This is a genomic window from Pseudomonas sp. WJP1, from assembly GCF_028471945.1.
GTDB lineage: Bacteria > Pseudomonadota > Gammaproteobacteria > Pseudomonadales > Pseudomonadaceae > Aquipseudomonas.
Genome location: NZ_CP110128.1, coordinates 3830444 through 3851118, shown reverse-complemented (window position 1 = coordinate 3851118; position 20675 = coordinate 3830444). Strand labels below are relative to the sequence as shown.

Below are 20675 nucleotides of genomic sequence, written 5' to 3'. Positions count from 1 at the left end.
AGCTATCTATAAATACACACCAAACCCTTGTAGGAGTGAGCCTGCTCGCGATGACGGTGGCACATTCAACATCTTCATCGACTGGCATGCCGCCATCGCGAGCAGGCTCGCTCCTACAGTGGAATGGGGTTGCCTGTGCGGTTATTTGCCGGCGTTGATGGTCACGGTCTTGATCGCACCCAGTTCCAGGTCCCACTTCTTCAGGATGGCCTGGTAGCTGCCGTCATCGATCATGCTCTGCAGGGCAACCTTCACCGCTTCGCTCAACTCAGGTTTTTTCTTGCTCACGCCAAGGCCGGTGAACTGCGAGGAGATCGGCAGGCCCACGGTCTTGTACATGTCCTTTTCCTGGGTCTTGAGGTACGGCAGGGTTTCGCTGCCCTGCATGGCCGCATCGATACGGCTCTGGCGCAGTTGCGCACGGGCGTCGGCCGAGCCTTCGGTGCCGATCACGTTGATCGCAGGCTTGCCCGCGGCTTCACAGTTGGCCTTGCTCCACTCGGCGATTTCCGCCGGGAAGGTGGTACGGCGGCTGGTGCCGACCTTCTTGCCGCACAGGTCGATGATCTCGTTGGTGGCGGCGTTTTTCTGCAGGGTGTAGAACTGCGGGCCGCTGGTGAAGTAGTCGACGAAGGTCACGCTGGCCTGGCGTTCCTTGGTATCGGTCATGCCCGACAGCACCATGTCCACGCGGTCGGTGGTCAGGGCATTGATCATTTGCTCGAAGCCGGTTTCCTGCCATTTGATCTTCACCCCCAGGCGTTCGGCCAGGGCGTTGCCCAGGTCAACGTCCAGCCCGGTGAGGGTGTTGGTGGCCGGGTCCTTGAAGTCCATCGGCGGGTAGTTGGGCATGATCGCGACGACAATCTCGCCTTTTTCCTTGATGCTGGCCGGCAACCCGGCAGCGAAGGTGAAACCGGATGCCATAACGCCTGCGAGTACTGCTGGAATAACGAAGTTCTTCATGGTCGTTCTCTTATGAGTGTTGTGAGCGCTAAAGGGCACTAGGTTCGAACGGCAGAAATGAAGCTTTGGGTGCGTGGGTTTTGCGGACTTATTAGTATTTCTTCGGGGCTTCCTGCCTCCACGATTTGCCCGCCGTCCATGAACACCATGCGGTTGGAGACTTCGCGAGCGAAGCCCAGTTCATGGGTGACGACGATCATGGTCATGCCGGTCTGCGCCAGATCGCGCATCACCGACAGCACCTCACCGACCAGTTCCGGGTCGAGTGCCGAAGTGGGTTCATCGAACAGCATCAGCTTGGGGCGCATGGCCAGGGCGCGGGCAATCGCCACCCGCTGTTGCTGGCCACCCGAGAGTTCGATCGGGTAGCTGTTGCGCTTGTCGGCCAGGCCGACCCGGGCCAACAATTCCAAGGCTTCTTCGTGCGCCTCCTTGGGCGAACGCTTGAGCACCTGGCAGGGCCCCTCGATGATGTTTTGCAGCACGGTCATGTGCGGGAACAGGTTGAAGCGCTGGAACACCATGCCGGTGGACAGGCGCTGGCGGGCGATCTGCGACTCGTTGAGTTCGTGCAGCTTGTTGCCGACGACGCGATAGCCCACCAGTTCGCCGTCGACCCACAGGCCGCCCTTGTCGATCTTCTCCAGCTGGTTCACGCAACGCAGCAAGGTGCTTTTACCGGAGCCGGACGGGCCGATGATGCACAGCACTTCGCCTTGCTCGACTTCGATATTGATGTCCTTGAGGGCGTGGAAATGGTCGTAGTACTTGTTCAGGCTCACGGCCTTGACGATGCTTCTCATGTTGGGCTCCTCAAGAACGCTTGCCGGCGCCGCGAGCGAAACGACGCTCCAGACGGCTTTGACCGAAGGACAGGACGGTGACGGTGGCCAGGTACCAGATACCGGCGACGATCAGCAGCTCCATGACGCGGGCGTTGGCGTAGTAGATGTTCTGGGCGTTGTAGAGCAGTTCCGAGTACTGGATCACGCTCGCCAGAGAGGTCATTTTGACCATGCCGATGAATTCGTTGCCCACCGGCGGAATGATCACCCGCATGGCCTGGGGCAGGATGATCCGGCGCAAGGCCTGCAGGCGCGGCATGCCGATCGACTTGGCCGCTTCATACTGACCGGTGTCCACCGAGAGCAGGCCGGCGCGCACCACTTCGGCGGTGTAGGCGCCCTGGTTGATGCTCAAGCCGAGCAGGGCGGCGACGAAGGGCGTCATCAGGCTCACGGTGTCCAGTTCGAACAGGCCGGGGATGCCGATGGTGGGGAAGATCAACGCCAAGTTGAACCACAACAGCAGTTGCAGGATCAGCGGCGTGCCGCGAAACAGCCAGGTGTAGGTCACCGCCACGTAGCGCAGGATCGGGTTGGCCGACATGCGCATGATCGCGGTGATCACCCCGAACACGATGCCCAGCGCCATTGCCAGCACCGCCATGACGATGGTGTTGAGCAAGCCCCACATGATCGCCTGGGAAGTGAGGAACTGGCCGATGTAGGACCATTCGATCTTGCCTTCGGCAAAAGCCCGCACCAGGCCGATGATGGCAATGACGATCACCGTGGCAAAGAAGATCCGCCCGTAGTAACGCCGTGGCACATGATCGTACTGGGTAATGTCGAACTGGTTTTCCGCCAGTTTGCGCTCCGCCTGGAGTCGTTCTGCTTGTGTCTGGCTCATGGTTGTTTCTCCGTACACTGTTCTCTCAAATCCACCACATTCCCTGTGGGAGCTGGCTTGCCAGCGATTGCGGTGTTTCATCCTGCATCAACGTCGACTGACAGGACGCCATCGCTGGCAAGCCAGCTCCCACAGGCTGTGTGCAGTGCCTTAAAGGCGGAAGCCCTGATAGTCCTCGGTCCAGGCCTGCTGGGCGGCGAGGGCGGTTTTCAGGCGGGCGATCTGTTCGCGTACCTGTTGCGGCGCGGTGCCGCCCCAACCACTGCGTGCAGCAATGGCGGCTTCCAGGGTCAGGCTGTCGCGCACCTGCGGCGTCAGGCGCGGGTCGATCTCGGCCAGCAGCGCAGGCGACGCTTCCCACAGTTCGATGTCGTGTTTCTCGCAGGCCTGGACCAGCGCCCCGGTGATTTCGTGGGCCTCCTTGAACGGCACGCCGCGTACCGCCAGCCAGTCGGCGACTTCGGTGGCGAGGGTGAACCCCAGGGGCGCCTGGCGCCGCAATTCTTCGACGTTGACCTTCATGGTCGCCACCATCCCGGCCATGGCCGGCAGCACCAGCAGCAGGGTGTCGACGCTGTCGAGCACGCCGTGCTTGTCTTCGCTCAAGTCGCGGTTGTAGGACAGCGGCAGGGATTTGAGGGTGGACAGCAGACCGGTCAGGTTGCCGATCAGGCGGCCGGCCTTGCCCCGGGCCAGTTCGGCGATGTCCGGGTTTTTCTTCTGCGGCATGATCGAACTGCCGGTGGCGTAGGCGTCGTCCAGGGCGACCCAGCGGAACTGGCGCGAGGACCACAGGCAGAACTCTTCGGCGAGCCGGGAAATGTTGACCCCGAGCATGCTGGCGATGAACAGGAACTCGGCGACGTGATCGCGGCTGGCGACGGCGTCGATGGAGTTTTCACACACGCCGCGGTAACCCATCTCCTGCGCCGACTGCTGTGGCAGGCGCGCAATGGCCGAGCCCGCCATCGCTGCCGCGCCCAGTGGCGACAGCGAGGTACGCACATCCCAGTCCACCAGACGCTGGACGTCGCGCAGCATCGATTGGGCGTGGGCCAGCAGGTGATGGGCAAACACGATCGGCTGTGCTTGCTGCAAGTGGGTGAAACCGGGGCAGATGCTTTCGATGTGTTGCTCGGCCTGGTCCACCAGCGCCTGCTGCAAGGCCAGCACTTCAACGGCCAGGGTGCGCACATGGTCACGCAGGAACAGCCGCAGATCGTTGGCGGTCTGGTCGTTGCGCGAGCGTCCGGCGCGCAGCTTGCCGCCCAGCGCGCCAAGACGCTCGGTCAGCAGGCGTTCGATGAAGGTGTGGACGTCTTCGTCGTCGAGGGTTGGGCGGATGCTGCCGGCGCGAAAGTCAGCACCAATGCCTTCCAGGGCGTCGAGCATGGTCCGGGTTTCCTGCTCGCTCAGAAGCCCGGCGCGCTGCAGTTCCCGGGCATGGGCCTTGGAGCCGGCGAGGTCATACGGGGTCAGGCGAAAGTAACGTTCCGGGCAACGGGACAGGGCGGCCAGGGCTTCGGACGGACCGCTTTTGAAGCGAGCTCCCCAGAGACGGTCGGTGGTTTGAGACATTGTTGTTTTCCTCGTCGATAAGCGGATTGAAATCGCAGTGCCGGACTGCCGCGAGTGCCGAAGAGCATTCGGGCGCATTCAGGCCAAATCAGTTTTCAAGGGCAGGGGAAAAAACGCGGTTGCCGGGTGGCCGAAGCTGATCGTAGTGTCAGCTTTTATTGTTTGGAGAACAGTCAGTTGGCACTGATGTTCGGGATTTTTTGGCGGTTGCCAAGCCTGGTTTTCTGTGTTCATTATTATTAGGCCAGCTATGTTTTTGTTGTTGGACACAGGTTGTTGAATGTGGCGCCAGAGGTAAATAAGCATTATGGAAACCCCACTTTCCAATTCCGGAAACCCGCCGCCGAAAACGCTGCAACGGGCACCGCTGGCCCTCAGTGGGCTGGATTTCAAGCTGCTCAAGGTGTTCAAGGCGGTGGTCGAGGCCGGCGGTTTCAGTGCGGCACAAAACGAGTTGAATGTGGGCTTGGCGGCGATCAGCAAACAGATCTCCGACCTTGAGATCCGTATCGGTATGCGCCTGTGCACCCGAGGTCGCGAGGGTTTCCACCTGACCGAAGAAGGGCGCTTGGTGTATCAGGCTTCGATTGATTTATTTGCCTCGGTCGACAACTTCCGCGATCGCCTTAGTTCAGCTCAAAACGAACTGGTCGGCGATCTTGGAGTGGGCATTATTGATAACACTATATCCGACGATAATTCGCCTCTAGTTGCCGCGCTTAGAAGCATGAATGAGCACTCGCCGAAAGTTCGCTTGCAACTTCAAGCGGCGCAGCTGGATGAAATTGAGCGGGGTGTCGTAGAGGGTCGGTTAGTTGCCGGGATTGTTCCGGTTTATCAAAAACGCGAAGAATTTGATTACTTTGCGCTGTATGAGGAGCGCTCGCAGGTTTATTGCGCTGTTGGCCACCCGTTATTCACTCTGGCAGACGCACAAACAGGCGCCGATGTGCTTAAGGACTACGCGTGCATCAACCACCGTTACGCGATCCATCGCGACAAACTCTACTTCACCCACTACGACAGCTTTTCCGCCTCGGCGACCCAGGTAGAAGCCGTGGCGCTGTTGATCAAGACCGGCCGCTTCGTGGGTTTCCTGCCGCAGCATTACGCGGCACCCATGGTCGATCGCGGAGAGTTTCGCGCGATACGCCCGGACCTGATCAGCATCGTCACACCGTTCAATCTGATCCTGCGTCACAACACGGTGCGCAGCCCGTTGGTCAAGGCGTTTGCCCAGGCGTTGGGCGTGGACTTGAAGAGCAACTAACGGGCAACGCTTATTGTTATGCGACCCCCTGTGCCGCGGGCCATTGTTGATAAGGAATCGGCAACTTGCGCGACTCGCCGCGGCCCATCGGGAAGTACAGGAAACCATTGCGCGCCAGGCGTTCGGCATCGTACAGGTTGCGGCCGTCGAAGATCACCGGTGCAGTAAGGCGCTGGCGGATCAGGTCGAAATCCGGGGCCTTGAACTGTTGCCATTCGGTGCAAATGATCAGCGCATCCGCACCGTTGAGTACTGATTCCGGCGTACCCATGAGCATCAGCCGGGTTTCATCGGGGTACAGTTTCTGGGTCTCCTGCATGGCTTCCGGGTCGAACGCACGCACGTTGGCACCCGCGGCCCACAGCGCTTCGAGCAGCACCCGGCTTGGCGCGTCGCGCATGTCGTCGGTGTTGGGTTTGAACGCCAGGCCCCACAGGGCAAAGGTCTTGCCGCGCAAATCGCCCTGGTAGAAGGCCTTGAGGCGCTCGAACAGCTTGTGTTTCTGCCGCTGGTTGATGGCTTCCACCGCTTGCAGCAGGTCGCTGGTGCAATTGGCCTCTTCGGCGCTGTGGATCAGGGCGCGCATGTCCTTGGGGAAGCAGGAGCCGCCGTAACCGCAGCCGGGGTAGATGAAGTGGTAGCCGATGCGCGAGTCGGCGCCGATGCCCAGGCGCACCGATTCGATGTCGGCACCCAGGTGTTCGGCCAGTTCGGCGATCTGGTTGATGAAGCTGATCTTGGTCGCCAGCATGCAGTTGGCGGCGTATTTGGTCAGCTCGGCGCTGCGCAGGTCCATGAACATGATGCGTTCATGGTTGCGGTTGAACGGCGCGTACAGGTCTCGCATCACCTCGCGCACGTCTTCGCGTTCACAGCCAATGACGATCCGGTCCGGGCGCCGGCAATCGGCCACCGCCGAGCCTTCCTTGAGGAACTCGGGGTTGGAGACGATATCGAACTGCAACAGGCGCCCGACCTTGATCAGGCACTTGTCGATATGTGCGCGCAGGGCGTCGCCTGTCCCCACCGGCACCGTGGATTTTTCCACCAGGATCAGCGGTTGCTCACGGTGGCGCGCCACCGCCTCGCCCACCGCCATTACCTGACTCAGGTCTGCCGAGCCATCGTCGCGCGATGGCGTACCGACCGCGATGAAGAGCACCTGGCCATGTTGCACCGCGAGTTTCTCATCGCTGGTGAACTGCAAACGACGGGCGTCCAGGCCCTCGCGCACCAGGCTGGCCAGCCCCGGTTCGAAAATGCTCACGTGGCCTTGTCGCAGCGACTCGACCTTTTTCTCGTCGACGTCCATGCAGACCACGTCGTGACCGACTTCAGCCAGGACGGCCGCTTGCACCAGGCCAACATAGCCGCTACCCAACACACTGATTCTCATGGTTTGCTCCTGCCCCGATCGAGTCCGATCAAGAATTAGCATCACCATGTTTCAGTTCATCTATCGCTTCGTCGGCCAAAGCGGTCGTTGCCGGCAGAGCATTTGACTTTCATGGCCATGACCGGCAGCGTAGCGGCCATCGCTGTCTAACACCGTTTTCTGCTTCCTCTTTCTTCAAGGCCGTTTCGTTTGACTGACTTACCTGCTGCTGATCCACAAGCCGCCAAACCCAATCCCCTGACCCTGTATCTGGCACGGCTGGCGCCCTCCAGCCAGCTGACCATGCGTTATGTTCTGCAGGACGCCGCAGACCGCCTGGGCTTCGAAGAGGTGAATCTCGAGGAGATCGCCTGGCACGACCTGCAGCCCGAAGACGTCATTGCCCTGGTCGCCACGTTGCGCACCGACGGTTATGCGCCCAACACGTCGTCGTTGTACGTCAACGCGGTGCGCGGCGTGATGAACGAAGCCTGGCGCATGAGCCTGATCAGCCAGGAACACTTGCTGAAAATGCGCTCGGTCAAGGGTATCGCCGGCACGCGCCTGTCCCAGGGGCGCAACCTGCGGCGCTCATTGATCCAGGAATTGATGGAAGTCTGCGCCGCCGACCCTCGGCCACAAGGCCTGCGGGACGCCGCTATCATCGCTATCCTGTACGGCTCGGGCATGCGCAAATCGGAGTCGGTGAACCTGGACCTCAGCCAAGTCGACTTCAATGAACGCAGCTTGCGCGTCACGGCCAAGGGCAACAAACAGTTGATCAAGTACGCCCCGGCCTGGGCTTTCGCCAAGCTCGATGCCTGGCTGGAACTGCGCCGCTCGATGCTCAAGGAAGGCGAGGAAGACGACCCGTTCCTGTTCAACCGTATTCGTCGTGGCAGTCACATCACCCGCGAGCGCATCACCAAGCACGCGATCTATTACATCGCCCGGCAGCGGGGCACGCAGGTGGGGGTGAAAATCATGCCGCATGATTTTCGTCGCTCGTTCATCACCCGGGTGATTGAAGAACACGACCTGTCCATCGCGCAAAAGCTGGCGCATCACAGCAATATCCAGACCACGGCCAACTACGATGTGCGCGACGACAACGAGCGGCGTCGGGCGGTGGACCGCTTCGATCTTTGACCGCTTGATCAAGGCTCGCTCAGCACATGCGCATGGCCGATGGTCGAGACCTGGACGGCGCTGCCGGCAGGCGGCGCGTACATGCCGGAGCTGCGTACCAGCAATGATCGCCCGATCGGCTGGTCGGGCGCGCGAGGCTGCAACTCCACGGTCAGGGTGCAGGTGTTGCCGCTGAAATCCCGGTCGATCACCCTGGCCCGGCAGCCAGCGGCACCTGTGTCATCGGGCAAAACGCTGGCCAGTTGCAACTGCTCGGGCCGTAGCATGATCTGCGCGCTGTGGTTGTTGCGGTGATTGTTGACCGGTATCCGGCCCAGGTCGCAATGCGCCCAGCCAGCCTCGATCCGGGCCGGCATGACCACGGCGTCGCCGAGAAACAGCGCAGTCTGTTCATCTTCGGGGTAGCGATAGAGGTCCAGCGGATGGCCTGACTGCACCAGCCTGCCATGGCGCATCACCGCCAGTTGATCGGCGAAGGACAAGGCTTCGCTCTGATCATGGGTGACCAGGATGGTGGTGACCCCCGCGTCTGCCAGCAGGCGGGCGACCATCTTGCGCATGACGGCGCGCAAGCCGGTGTCGAGTGCCGAGAACGGCTCGTCCAGCAACATCAGGCGCGGCTGCTGCGCCAGTGCCCGTGCCAACGCCACACGCTGCTGCTGGCCGCCGGACAGCTCGTGGGGCCAGCGCCCGGCCATGTTCGAGTCGAGGGCCACGCTGTCCATCAACTCAGCGACGCGCTCATGCTTTTCGTTGCCCTTGATCGACAAGCCGAAGCCGATGTTGGCAGCCACCGTCATGTGCGGGAACAAGGCGCCGTCCTGCGGGACGTAGCCGATCAGGCGTTGGTGCGCCGGTACTTCATGGGTGCTGTCGACCAGGGTTTGACCATTGAGCGACAAGCGCCCGGAGTCGGGGAACTCGAAGCCGGCAATCATGCGCAGCAAGGTGGTCTTGCCCGAGCCCGAGGGACCGACAATGACCGTGCGGCTGCCGCTGGGTACCGACAGGCTGACGTTATCCAGGGCTCTATGGTTGCCGTAGGATTTGTTCAGTGAGTGCAGTTCAAGAGTGTTCATCGGCCAGCCGTTTTTTTCGATTGGTGATAAAGGAGCCCGGTCAGCGGCAGCGACAACAGGATCATCAGCAGGGCATAGGGCGCCGCCGCGACATAGTCGATTTCGCTGGTCATGGCCCAGAACCCGGTCGCCAGGGTCCGGGTGCCATTGGGCGCGAGCAACAGGGTGGCGGTCAGTTCGTTGGTGATCGCCAGGAACACCAGCGCAGCACCGGCGGCAGCCCCCGGAGCGGCCAGGCGCAGGGTGATCAGCCACAACGCGCGGGCAGGGGAGCGGCCCAGGCTGCGGGCCATGTTTTCCAGCTCCACCGGGGCCTGGGCGATGCCGGCGCGCAAGCTCACCAGGGCCCGGGGCAAGAACATCAGCAGATACGCCAAGAGCACGGTGATGGTGGTCTGGTAGATCGGCCGGGCAAAGTGAATGGTCACGGTTACCAGTGCCAACGCCACGACGATGCCCGGCAATGAACTGGTGATGTAGTTGCAGCTTTCCAGTACACGTTGCAGGCGACCCGGGTGGCGGATCGACAGCCAGGCAATCGGAATGGCGGCGCAGGTGGTCAGGGCGGCGCCCGCGATGCCCAGTAGCAGGGTCTGTTGCAGCGCCGGCAGCAGCTCGTCCAGGTCCCAGGCTTGCACACCACCGGCGATCAACCACCGGCCCAGGGTAATCAAGGGCACACCCAGCGCCAGGGCGCAGGTGGTGACCTGCAACGCCAGCGCGAACACCCTGGCCGGGGTTTTCAGGCCCACCACCCGTTGCTCACGGGCGCTACCGGAGCCCACGCGGGCGTAGCGCGCATGGCCCCGCGCGGCGGATTCCACGGTCAGCATCACCAGGCAACACAGGGCCAGCACACTGGCCAGCATGTGGGCGGCAGGCCCGTTGAAGGTGGATTTGAACTGATCGAATATCGCGGTGGTGAAGGTGTCGAAACGGATCATCGCGTACAGGCCATACTCGGCCAGCAGATGCAGGCCGACCAGCAACGCGCCTCCGCAAATGGGCAGGCGCAACTGCGGCAGCACCACGCGAAAAAACACCGCCCACGGCTTGAGTCCGAGCGATTCGGCGACATCCTCGATGGCCGGGTCGAGGCGACGCAGCGTCGCAGCAATCGGCAGGTACAGAAACGGGAAGTAGGCGATGACCGACACCAGCACCCCGGCGAACAAGCCGTGGATCGGCGGCACCAGGCTGACCCAGGCATAGCTGTGGACAAAGGCCGGCACCGCCAGGGGCGCAGTCGCCAGTAACGACCACCAACGCCGCCCCGGCAAATCCGTGCGCTCGGTCAGCCAGGCCAGCGTCACGCCCAGCGCCACGCAGAGGGGAATCGTCAGCACCACCAGCAACACGGTGTTGGTCAACAGCTCGCCCACCCGTGGCCGGAACACCAATGTCACCACCGTGGACCAGCCCGTCTGCAAGGACACGCCGATGACGTAGGCAATCGGCAGCAGCGCCAGCAACGACACCAGCACCGACAAACCGACCACCCACGCGCCACCGCGGCTCGCGAACGCGCCGCGTGACCGTTTACGCAAATTTTCGGGTAACGCCTGGGCGGTACCCACCGGCAGGATTTCAGGCATCAATTAAAGCAGTCCCGCCTGAGTCATCAGCTCCACGGCTTTTTTACTGTCGAGTTTCGAGGCGTCGACGGACGGCGCGTCGAGCTGCTGCAAAGGCACCAGTTTAGGGTTGGATTCGGCGTTCTTGCCCACGGCGTATTCAAACGATTTACCGTTCTTGAGGATGGCCTGGCCGTCCTTGCCGGTGATCCATTTGAGGAACGCCTGGGCATTTTCCTTGTGCTTGCTGGAAGCCAGGACACCGCCCCCGGAAATGCTCACGAACGCCCCCGGATCCTTGTGCTTGAAGTAGTGCAAAGCGGTGTTCTTGCTGTTCTCGCCGGTCTTGGCCTGATCGACGAAGCTGTAATAGTGGTAGATCACGCCGCTGTCGATCTGCCCGGCGTTCACCGCCTTGAGCACCGAGCTGTTGCCCCGGTACGCGGTGAAGTTGGTTTTCATCGCCTTGAGCCAGTCCAGGGTGGCGGCTTCGCCTTTCTGTTCCAGCATGGCGGCAACGATCGCCTGGAAGTCAGCGCCACCGGGGGATGCGCCCCAGCGACCTTTCCAGCTTGGTTCGGCAAGGTCCATGATCGATTTCGGCAACTGCGCTTGGGGTAGCTTGCTCGGGTTGTAGACGAACACCGTGGAACGCGCAGCGATCCCCACCCATTTGCCGTGGGCCGGGCGATAGGCCGAGTCGACCTGTTCCAGGGTGGTTTTGTCCACGGGCGCAAACAAAGCGGCGTTGTCGACCAGGACCATCGCCGGGGAGTTTTCGGTGAGGAACACATCGGCTGGCGAGTCGGCGCCTTCCTGTACGATCTGGTTGCCCATTTCAGTATCATCGCCGTTGCGCAAGGTCACCGGAATACCGGTTTCCTGCGTAAAACCTTCGACCCAGGCTTTGGTCAGGCTTTCATGCTGTGCGTTGTAGACCACGATGCCGACGGCATCGGCAGCGTACACGTGGCCAGCACTCAGCAGTGCGGTGGCCAGCAAGGCCTTTTTGAGGAACGAAGGGATAGGGGACTTCATGCGGCGCCAGCTCCTGTTATTTTTGGTGTTGCAGGCTGATTCGAGTGAATCGAACAAAGAAGGACGTCAATTATTCTAGATCAATACGAATCATTTGCAGATTTAAGGCGCGGCTAATGTAGAGCCACGAATGAGAAAAAATCGTCAAAGCCCCTGTTTAAAGAAACCTGTGGGAGCGAGCCTGCTCGCGATGGTGTGTCAGGCGACTTCAATGTGTCTGATACTCCATCGCGAGCAGGCTCGCTCCCACAGGGGGATTGTGTTACGGGCTGGCATTCGCGGATGGGCAACCCTTTTGCGTGCCAGCCGCGGCTTGGCTGATCAGCGCGGCCAGGCGCCTGACATTGTTCTGCTGTGCGGCTACCAGTTCATCGATCGATGGCCCTGATGGCGTCTGCAAGGTGCTGCGACAATTGCCTATGACCTCTTCATGGCCATTGCTGCTACGAAGGCGCCATTTCACGTCGAGCAAGCCATACTGGCCGGGAATCGAATCGAAGCGCTGGACCTCCACGCGCACCAACAATTTGCGTTGCGGATTGTTGTTGATCATCTGGTCGACCAAGGCACTGCGCAATTCATCCACCAGGCTGGCCCCCCACCAGTCGGTTTCCAGGATCGCCATGCCGGTGTTGCCCTGGCGCACGACGATCTGCGGGCGATCGACCTGCGGCGGGACAGTGAGCAATTCAATCTGGATATCCGCGGCACTGCGTGAGCTTCCTGCCATTTGGGCCGGGGTCAAAGTGTGAAACTGGATCGGGTCGCTGCGGCAGGCAGCGAGCAACGACAACGCGGCAACCAACGTGATTTTCAGCGGAAAAGCCATGAATGTTGCTCCTGTGGTCATTTGCTCGGCGGCCCTTGCAGATCCATCGGCGCGGCATTGTTCGGACGCCCGCGAATCAACGATTCCGGATGCCGGCCCAGGTAATCGGCCAGGTCACGCAAGGCGCGCGACGTGCGTCCGAGTTCGTCCATGGTCTGGCCGAGTTTTTCCCGTTGCGGCGAATCTTCGGCAAGCGTCGAATTGGCCGATTGCAGGGTCGTGCTGGCCGATTGCAGGGTTTTGCTGACGTCGCCCAGGGTGCTTTGCACGCTAGGCAGGGTCTTGGCATTGAACTGAGCCAGACTCTTGCGCATTTCGACGAGGTTGCTGTCCAGATTGCCGGCGATCCGTTCAATGGGCAGCTGATTGATCTTGGTGACCATGGCCTCGAGTTTTTCCTGCAATTGCTCGAGGCTGCCAGGTACGGTGGGCAGGACGACCGGCCGCAAGGTTGGATCGAAGGCGACTTTGTCCGCCTTGGGGTAAAAGTCCAGGGCAATGTAGAGCTGGCCGGTCAACAGGTTGCCGGTGCGGGCCTGGGCACGCAGGCCGTTTTCGACGAAGGTGCCGATCACACGCACGCCCGCGGCTTCGTCGTTGGGATCATGATTGAGCACCTTGAGCATCTTGGTGTGCGCCTGGCCCAGGCGTTGCGGGTAAATCACGATGCCTACGTTGACCGGGAAGGTGCGTTTTTTCTCGTCGAAATCCAGGTTGACCGAAACCACCTTGCCGATCTCCATACCCAGGAACTCCACCGGCGCATCAACCTTCAGCCCGCGCAGGGCCTGATCAAAACGCAACACCATGAACTGCGCCTTGCCATTGGGCGGGGCGAGGGCGGTCAACTGGTCGGGGAACAGTTCGTAGGCATATTCTTCCGGGGCCGGCTTGTCGTTGGGACTGTACTCCGGAGCACGAAAGGCGATGCCGCCGACCAACAGGGACGACAAGGACTCGGTCTTGACGGCAAAGCCGTTGGCGCCAACGCTCACGTCGACACCGCTGGCGTTCCAGAAACGGGTGTTCTCGGTAACGTACTGATCATTGGGCGCATGGATGAACAATTCGATGTTCACCCCCTTGCCGTCGGGGTCCAGCGCGAAGGCTACCACCTGGCCAACCGGTATCTTGCGGTAGTAGACCGGGGAGCCGATATCCAGCGAACCCAAGTCCTGGGTGTGCAAGGTGAAACGCTTCCCCGGTTCGCCGTAGGTGATTGGCGGCGGGTTTTCCAGGCCCTTGAAGTTCTTCGCCCGCGCATTGTCCTGGCCGATATCGGCGCCGATGTAGTCCCCGGATAACAGCGTATCGATACCCGATACGCCGCCCGCGCCGATCCGTGGCCGTACCACCCAGTACTGCGAGTCTTTTCGGGTAAAGCTTTCCGCCTGTTTCGCCAGTTTGATGGTGGCGTTCACGCTCTTCTGGTCGCTGCTCAGTTCCACGTCCGAGACATGGCCGATCACCACGTTGCGGTATTTGACCTCGGTCTTGTTGGCGGTCAGGCCGTCACCGGTCTTGAACGTGACCGTGATGGTCGGACCTTCCTGCAGAATGCTGTGTACCACCAGCGAGATCCCAACCAGGACCGCCACGATCGGCACGATCCACACCAGCGAAAAGCCGAAGCGGCGGGTCTTGATCGGCGCCTGCCCGGGGGCCAGTGGCCCGTCAGTGGCTTGTGACTTCATCCGTGACCTCCTCATTTTGTGGTTTTTGCCGCTCTTTATCCCAGATCAGTCGCGGATCGAAACTCATCGCCGAGAGCATGGTGAACACCACCACCAGACCAAAGAACAGAATGCCGGGCCGCGGTTCGATATCGGCCAGGGCCTGGAACTTCACCAGGGAGGCCACCAGGGCGACCACGATGACGTCAAGCATCGACCAATAACCGATGAGCTCGACAAAACGGTACATTTGCGAGCGCTCGCGCAGTGCCCACTGGCTATCGCGCTGGACGGTCACCAGCAGCAACGTCAGGGCGACGAACTTGACGCCCGGGACGGCGATGCTGGCGATGAAAATGATCAGGGCGATGTCCCAGGCGCCGTGCTGCCAGAACTCGATCACGCCGCTCATGATCGTGCTGTCGGCGCCATCGCCGACCATCTTGGTGTTCATCACCGGCAACAGGTTGGCCGGGATGTAAAACACCAGGGCGGTGAACATATAGGCCCAGGTCCGGGTCAGCGAGTTGGTTTTACGTCGATGCAGAGGAGCGCCACAGCGCTCGCATTCGTGGGGTTCGAGGGTCATGTCACAGGCCAGGCCGCAGGTGTGGCACAGGCACAGGTTGAGATCGCTGGCGACGGGAGGTGTTGTCATACGATGTCCCACAGTTCACGGATGTCGCGGCCGGCAATGCGGATCATCATCAGGCTGAGGACCGCCAGGGCAAACAGACCGATGCCGGGCAGCACATCCAGCAACCCGGCGAGCTTGATCACCGCGACCATTGCCCCGAGCAGGCAGACCTCCAGCATGCTCCAGGGCCTGAGGGTTTCCAGCCAGCGCATGCAGAACCTGAAACCGGGTGAGCGCCTGCGGGCGAGGGCGAATCCCAGGACCCAGATCAAGAGCACCAACTGGAAAATCGGCGCGATGATCATGGCGATCGCCGCTACCATGGCGATGAAGGTGATGGGGCCCAGGCTCAATGCCAGCACCGAATCCCAAAGTGTTGCGCTATTTTTCAGGCCTTTGAGGCTGATGCTCATGACCGGATAGAAGTTGGCGAAAATCCACAGCACCAATGCGGTAAAGGTCAACGCCAGGCGCTGCTCCACCGTCAGGCCGTTATAGCGCTGAAGCACGCCGCCGCAGCGCGTACACAGGGTTTTCTGATGTTTGGCGAGCGTGACTTTTTCATACACGCAGTCGCAGTGCTCGCAGATGATCAGCTGATCAGTAGTTGCCATGGGCCAGGCTCAACAGGAGGCAGGAAGTTCAGAGCACCCCCTCAATATAGAAGTGACTCGCGATTGAGCAAATCGAAATAAGGGTTGTCGGGTTGCCGCATCGCAGCGAAGGCGTCCTTATAGCCGACCTATATTTCTTGTCGGAGTACATATCCATTCCTGCGGTAACGGCCACCTAGGGTTTCGCCCTTACGGCGAGTCACTTGGAAAAGCCCCAAGTAACCAAGGGCTCTTGCCCCTGGCGTTCGGTGCCTCGCTAAGGCTCGGCATACCCTCGCTCCGGTCCTGCTCCGTGGGCCCGCCGCGATGGGCCATCCTTGGCCCAGCGCGGCTAAACCGGCATCCATGCCGGTTTACCCACTACGCAGAACCTCCACTCGGCCTCTCGAGGGGGCAAGAAAATCAAAAGCCAAATCAAGATCAAACGCGAAAGCGAGGCGGCCTTAAAGCCGACCTGATCGGGAGCCGTACGCATTGTGATCGTTCCCACGCTCTGCGTGGGAATGCCGCCAGGGACGCTCCGCGTTCCGCAGACGACGCATGACGTGAGCCGTGCGCCATGGTGACGCGGAGCGTCACAGGATGCATTCCCACGCAGAGCGTGGGAACGATCAGGTTGGGGGTAACCGGAAAAGTCAGGTCGGCTTTAAGGCCGCCTCGCTTTGGCTTTGGATCTGGGTGCCCCGTTAACCACGCTGGCCGAACGCAGGCATTGCGCAGTGGGTAAACCGGCAGGACGCCGGTTTAGCCGCGCTGGGCCATGGATGGCCCATCGCGGCGACCCACGGAGCAATGCCGGAGAGAGGGCATGCCGAGCCCTAGCGAGGCACCGAGTGGTGGGGCAAAGCCTTTTGCTTCCTTTTTGGCGTTTGAAAAAGGGAGTCGCCGTAAGGGCGAAACCATAAGCCGCCGTTACCGCAGCAACGGATATGTACTCAGAAAAATCTCCCACAACAAGCTTCGACGCGGCGGGGATCAACGTTGATAGAGGCTCCGATGGCGGACGTCACAGGTTGACGGACAGGCTCAGGGTGTGAGGGGGCAAGAAAATCAAAAGCCAAAGCAAAAGCCAGGCGGCCGGCCGGCCCGATCGGGAGCCGTACGCATGACCTCTTCAGGAGTCAGGCTTGCCGGCGAAGGCGACCGAAAGTCCAATGCAACGCTCAAGTACGCCTTTGCCGGCAAGCCTGACTCCTACAAGGGGCGAGGGGGTTAGCCGAGCACTTCGCGCATCCGGTACCAGAGCATGCCGAGGGCCAGCAGTGGCGAACGCAGGGCGCGGCCGCCCGGGAAGGTCATGTGGGGTACGGCGCTGAACACATCGAAACCGCGGCTGTGGCCGGCCTGGATCGCTTCGCCCAGCAGTTTCGCGCACCAGTGGGTCACGTTGAGGCCATGGCCGGAGTATCCCTGGGCGTAGAACACGTTCGGGTGCTGGCGCAGGCGCCCGACCTGAGGGAATCGATTGGCCGTGATGCCGATCTTGCCGCCCCATTGATAGTCGATGCGCACATTCGCCAACTGCGGGAACACCTTGAGCATCTGCGGGCGCATGTAGGCGCTGATATCCGCAGGGTCACGCCCGGAGTAATGGCAGGCGCCGCCGAACAACAGGCGCCGGTCCGCCGAGAGCCGGTAGTAATCCAGGCCGACCTTCTGGTCGCACAGCGCCAGGTTGTGCGGGATCAGCGCTTCGGCAACCTGGACCGACAAGGGTTCGGTGGCGATGATGTAGCTGCCGGCCGGGAGCACCTTGCCGCTGAGTTTTGGTTCGAGTTCTTCCAGGTGGGCGTTGCAGGCGAGCACCAGGCTGCCAGCGCGAACCGTGCCGCCGGCACAACGAACCTGCACGGTGTCGCCATGGATCAACTCCAGCACCGCACTCTGCTCGAAGATCTGCACGCCAAGGGAGCGCGCGAGCTGCGCTTCGCCCAGGGCCAGGTTCAAGGGGTGCAAGTGACCGGAACCCATGTCGACCAGGCCGCCAGCATACACGCCTGAGTTCACCACTTGCTGACGAATCTGCCCGGGTTCTACCAAGCGGGTTTCGTGGGCGTAACCCGAGTCCTTGAGTGCTGCGTATTCAGCCGTAAGTCCCGCAAACTGCGCCGGGGTGTTGGCCAGTTCGCAAAAGCCCCAGCGCAGGTCGCAATCGATGCCGTGTTCGCGGATACGCCGGCCCACCAGCCCGACCGATTCGATGCCGGCGCGCTCCAGATAACGCACGCCTTCGGCACCGATGTGCTTGGCGAAACCGCTGACGTCATGCCCAATGCCGCGGATGAGTTGCCCGCCGTTGCGCCCGCTGGCCCCCCAGCCGATCCGCCGGCCTTCCAGCAGGATCACCGAGAGGCCGCGCTGGGCCAGTTCGATGGCGGTGTTGATGCCGGTGAAACCACCGCCAATCACGCAGACATCGGCTTCAAGGTCCGCCGCAAGCCCTGGAAACTGCGCCATGCCATGGGCCGACGCGGCGTAATACGAGCGAGTATGTTCCTGTGTGTACTGGTTCATTTGTTGGACTTCACTTTGCTCCACGAACGGGTCATCAGGCGCATGATCGACTGCGGTGGCGTGGTGGAGATATAGAGCTTGTCGAGCACTTCCTGCGGCGGGTAAACCTCAGGATTGTTCACCAATTCCGGGTCCATGTACTGCTTGGCCGCCGGGTTGGGGTTGGCATAACCTACCGAGGCACTGACCTTGGCAATCACTTGCGGGTCGAGCAGGTAATTTATGAAGGCATGGGCCTCTTTCGGGTTGCTGGCGTCGGCGGGGATGGCCAGCAGGTCGAACCACAGGTTGCTGCCTTCCTTGGGAATGGCGTAGGCGATGTTCACGCCGTTCTTGGCTTCCTTGGCACGGTTGGCGGCCTGGAACACATCACCGGAGTAACCGAACGCCACGCAGATGTCGCCGTTGGCCAGGTCCGAGACGTACTTGGACGAGTGGAAATAGGTGATGTACGGGCGGATGCTCAACAGCTTGGCTTCGGCCTTCTTGAAGTCTTCGGGATTCTCGCTGCGCGGGTCCATGCCCATGTAGTTGAGGACCGCGGGGAACACTTCATCGGCCGAGTCCATCATCGAGACGCCGCACTGGCTGAGCTTCTTGATGTTTTCCGGTTCGAACAGTACGGCCCAGGAGTCGATGTGGTCGATGCCCAGCACCTGCTTGACCTTGTCGACGTTGTAGCCGATGCCATTGGTGCCCCACAGGTACGGCACCGAGTGTTCGTTACCCGGGTCGTTTTTCTCCAGTAAGGCCAGCAGTTTCGGGTCCAGGTTCTTGAAGTTCGGCAGTTGCTCGCGGTCCAGCTTGAGGAACGCGCCGGCTTTCACCTGGCGAGCGAGGAAGTGGTTGGAAGGCACGACCACGTCGTACCCGGTACGCCCGGCGAGCAGTTTGCCTTCCAGGGTTTCATTGGAGTCGAAAACGTCGTAGATCACCTTGATCGAGGTTTTGGCCTGGAAGTCGGCGAGGGTGGTTTCGCCGATGTAGTCGGTCCAGTTGTAGACGCTGACTTGTGGCTGCGCCTGGGCAAAGGCGCTGAACAGAACCGTCAGCGCAAGCGGCACCACGGATTTCAATAGACGCATATCGACACCTCTTCGAATTATTGGTTTTTTCAGGTGATTCTTTGGTGTTCTGGCGGCCGCCATCGCGAGCAGGCTCACTCCTACAAGGGGAATGCATTCCAAATGTAGGAGTGAGCCGGCTCCGGGCGGCGTTCCGACGATGGGGCCGCTACGGACAGCACAGATCTCAGACGCTGAGCAACAGGAACTCACGCTCCCACGAACTGATCACGCGCTTGAAGTTCTCGTGCTCGGCGCGCTTGACCGCGACGTAGCCACGCACGAACTTGTCGCCCAGGTAGCGGCTGACGGTGGCGCATTCTTCCATCTGCGTCAGCGCGTCTTCGATGGTGATCGGCAGGCGCAGGTTGCGCCGTTCATAGGCCCGGCCCTGCACCGCGGCGCTCGGTTCAATGCGCTCGATCATGCCCAGGTAACCGCATAGCAGGCTGGCGGCGATGGCCAGGTAAGGGTTGGCATCGGCCCCTGGCAAGCGGTTTTCCACGCGCATGGCGTCCGGGCTTGAGGTCGGCACGCGCAGGCCGACGGTACGGTTTTCTTCGCCCCATTCGACGTTCACCGGTGCCGAAGTGTCCGGCAGGAAGCGGCGGAACGAGTTGACGTTGGGGGCGAACATCGGCAGGACCTTGGGGATGTACTTCTGCAAGCCACCGATGTGGTGCAGGAACAACTCGCTCATGTTGCCGTCGGCATCGGCGAAGATCGGCTGGCCGGTGGCGATGTCCACCACGCTCTGGTGGATATGCATGGCGCTGCCCGGCTCATCGCCGACCGGCTTGGCCATGAAGGTCGCCGCGACATTGTGCTTGAGCGCGGCCTCGCGCATGGTGCGTTTGAACACGGTGATCTGGTCGGCCAGGTCCAGGGCATCGCCGTGGCGGAAGTTGATTTCCATCTGCGCCGGGCCGTCTTCGTGGATCAGCGTGTCGAGGTCCAGGCCCTGGAGTTCGCACCAGTCGTAGACGTCTTCGAACAGCGGGTCGAATTCGTTGGCGGCGTCGATGGAGAAGGACTGGCGACCGCTTTCGGCACGGCCGGAGCGGCCCATCGGGGCCTTGAGCGGCAAGTCCGGGTCTTCGCAACGCTGGGTCAGGTAAAACTCCATTTCCGGCGCCACGATCGGCCGCCAGCCTTTGTCGGTATACAGCTGCAGGACTTTCTTGAGCACGTTGCGCGGCGACAATTCGATCGGGTTGCCGAACTTGTCGAAGGTGTCGTGAATCACGATGGCGGTCGGCTCGATCGCCCATGGCACGACGTACACCGCATCGGACACCGGCTTGCAGACCATGTCGATATCGGCCGGGTCCAGCAGGTCGTAGTAGATGTCGTCGTCGACGAAGTCCCCGGTTACCGTTTGCAACAGCACACTTTCCGGCAGGCGCATGCCTCGCTCATGCAGGAACTTGTTGGTGGGTGCGATTTTGCCGCGTGCAATGCCGGTCAGGTCGCTGACGACGCACTCGACTTCGGTAATCTTGTGATCTTTCAGCCAAGTGAACAGCTGATCGAAAGGGACATTCATAAAGACCTCGTTATTGGTTTTATTAACGCCAGGAGAGGCCGGTTTCATCCGCCGGACACTTCCCCTGTAGCGCGTTG

General features: G+C 61.2%; 17 protein-coding genes. 2 read left to right on the top strand and 15 right to left on the bottom strand.

Annotation, left to right across the window (positions count from 1 at the left end; translation table 11 throughout):
- Positions 1–141: 141 nt before the first annotated feature.
- The 4 genes from OH720_RS17200 to argH all read right to left on the bottom strand — a co-directional run bounded on the left by OH720_RS17200 (position 142) and on the right by argH (position 4236).
- A complete protein-coding gene (locus OH720_RS17200) occupies positions 142–966 on the bottom strand; it encodes an ABC transporter substrate-binding protein (protein ID WP_272602154.1) in 825 nt (274 codons plus the stop codon).
- A 38-nt stretch (positions 967–1004) separates the two neighbouring features.
- The gene (locus tag OH720_RS17195) at positions 1005–1769 is read right to left on the bottom strand and encodes an amino acid ABC transporter ATP-binding protein (RefSeq protein WP_272602153.1); all 765 of its coding nucleotides are present in this window, start codon (positions 1767–1769) and stop codon (positions 1005–1007) included.
- A gap of 10 nt (positions 1770–1779) precedes the next feature.
- Positions 1780–2658 carry an amino acid ABC transporter permease gene (locus OH720_RS17190; protein WP_008062702.1) on the bottom strand — a complete coding sequence of 293 codons (879 nt, stop codon included), beginning with the start codon at positions 2656–2658 and terminating at the stop codon, positions 1780–1782.
- A 150-nt stretch (positions 2659–2808) separates the two neighbouring features.
- The gene (gene argH / locus OH720_RS17185) at positions 2809–4236 is read right to left on the bottom strand and encodes an argininosuccinate lyase (protein WP_272602152.1); all 1428 of its coding nucleotides are present in this window, start codon (positions 4234–4236) and stop codon (positions 2809–2811) included.
- 307 nt (positions 4237–4543) lie between these two features.
- Between argH and OH720_RS17180 the strand changes: the two genes are divergently transcribed.
- Positions 4544–5506, top strand: coding sequence for a LysR family transcriptional regulator (locus tag OH720_RS17180; RefSeq protein ID WP_008062700.1), 963 nt, complete (start codon positions 4544–4546; stop codon positions 5504–5506).
- Between the two features lie 16 nt (positions 5507–5522).
- Here OH720_RS17180 and OH720_RS17175 read toward each other — a convergent pair whose 3' ends face one another.
- Entirely contained in the window at positions 5523–6902 is a 1380-nt protein-coding gene (locus tag OH720_RS17175; protein WP_272602151.1) for a UDP-glucose dehydrogenase family protein, read from the bottom strand.
- Between the two features lie 189 nt (positions 6903–7091).
- Here OH720_RS17175 and OH720_RS17170 point away from each other — a divergent pair, with 189 nt between their 5' ends.
- On the top strand, positions 7092–8030 hold the full coding sequence (locus OH720_RS17170) for a site-specific integrase (RefSeq protein WP_336299048.1): 939 nt from the start codon (positions 7092–7094) through the stop codon (positions 8028–8030).
- A gap of 8 nt (positions 8031–8038) precedes the next feature.
- Here the strand turns inward: OH720_RS17170 and OH720_RS17165 are convergent, their stop codons facing one another.
- The 10 genes from OH720_RS17165 to OH720_RS17120 all read right to left on the bottom strand — a co-directional run bounded on the left by OH720_RS17165 (position 8039) and on the right by OH720_RS17120 (position 20598).
- The gene (locus OH720_RS17165) at positions 8039–9109 is read right to left on the bottom strand and encodes an ABC transporter ATP-binding protein (protein WP_272602150.1); all 1071 of its coding nucleotides are present in this window, start codon (positions 9107–9109) and stop codon (positions 8039–8041) included.
- Positions 9106–10704: an ABC transporter permease gene (locus tag OH720_RS17160; RefSeq protein WP_272602149.1), complete on the bottom strand. Its 1599-nt coding sequence runs from the start codon at positions 10702–10704 to the stop codon at positions 9106–9108. Before OH720_RS17160 ends, OH720_RS17165 begins: the two co-directional genes overlap by 4 nt.
- A gap of 3 nt (positions 10705–10707) precedes the next feature.
- Positions 10708–11721: an iron ABC transporter substrate-binding protein gene (locus OH720_RS17155; RefSeq protein WP_272602148.1), complete on the bottom strand. Its 1014-nt coding sequence runs from the start codon at positions 11719–11721 to the stop codon at positions 10708–10710.
- 262 nt (positions 11722–11983) lie between these two features.
- Positions 11984–12550, bottom strand: a complete 567-nt coding sequence (locus tag OH720_RS17150) for a PqiC family protein (RefSeq protein WP_272602147.1) — start codon at positions 12548–12550, stop codon at positions 11984–11986.
- Positions 12551–12567: 17 nt separating this feature from the next.
- Positions 12568–14244 carry a PqiB family protein gene (locus OH720_RS17145; protein WP_272602146.1) on the bottom strand — a complete coding sequence of 559 codons (1677 nt, stop codon included), beginning with the start codon at positions 14242–14244 and terminating at the stop codon, positions 12568–12570.
- Positions 14225–14881 (bottom strand): paraquat-inducible protein A, encoded by a 657-nt coding sequence (locus OH720_RS17140; protein WP_272602145.1) that lies wholly within the window; start codon positions 14879–14881, stop codon positions 14225–14227. The genes OH720_RS17145 and OH720_RS17140 overlap by 20 nt, the downstream gene beginning before the upstream one ends.
- Positions 14878–15474 carry a paraquat-inducible protein A gene (locus OH720_RS17135; protein WP_272602144.1) on the bottom strand — a complete coding sequence of 199 codons (597 nt, stop codon included), beginning with the start codon at positions 15472–15474 and terminating at the stop codon, positions 14878–14880. The genes OH720_RS17140 and OH720_RS17135 overlap by 4 nt, the downstream gene beginning before the upstream one ends.
- Positions 15475–16686: 1212 nt before the next feature.
- Positions 16687–17988 carry an NAD(P)/FAD-dependent oxidoreductase gene (locus OH720_RS17130; RefSeq protein WP_272602143.1) on the bottom strand — a complete coding sequence of 434 codons (1302 nt, stop codon included), beginning with the start codon at positions 17986–17988 and terminating at the stop codon, positions 16687–16689.
- Positions 17985–19073: a polyamine ABC transporter substrate-binding protein gene (locus tag OH720_RS17125; RefSeq protein WP_272602142.1), complete on the bottom strand. Its 1089-nt coding sequence runs from the start codon at positions 19071–19073 to the stop codon at positions 17985–17987. Before OH720_RS17125 ends, OH720_RS17130 begins: the two co-directional genes overlap by 4 nt.
- Before the next feature lie 166 nt (positions 19074–19239).
- The gene (locus OH720_RS17120) at positions 19240–20598 is read right to left on the bottom strand and encodes a glutamine synthetase family protein (RefSeq protein WP_272602141.1); all 1359 of its coding nucleotides are present in this window, start codon (positions 20596–20598) and stop codon (positions 19240–19242) included.
- Between the last annotated feature and the right edge of the window lie 77 nt (positions 20599–20675).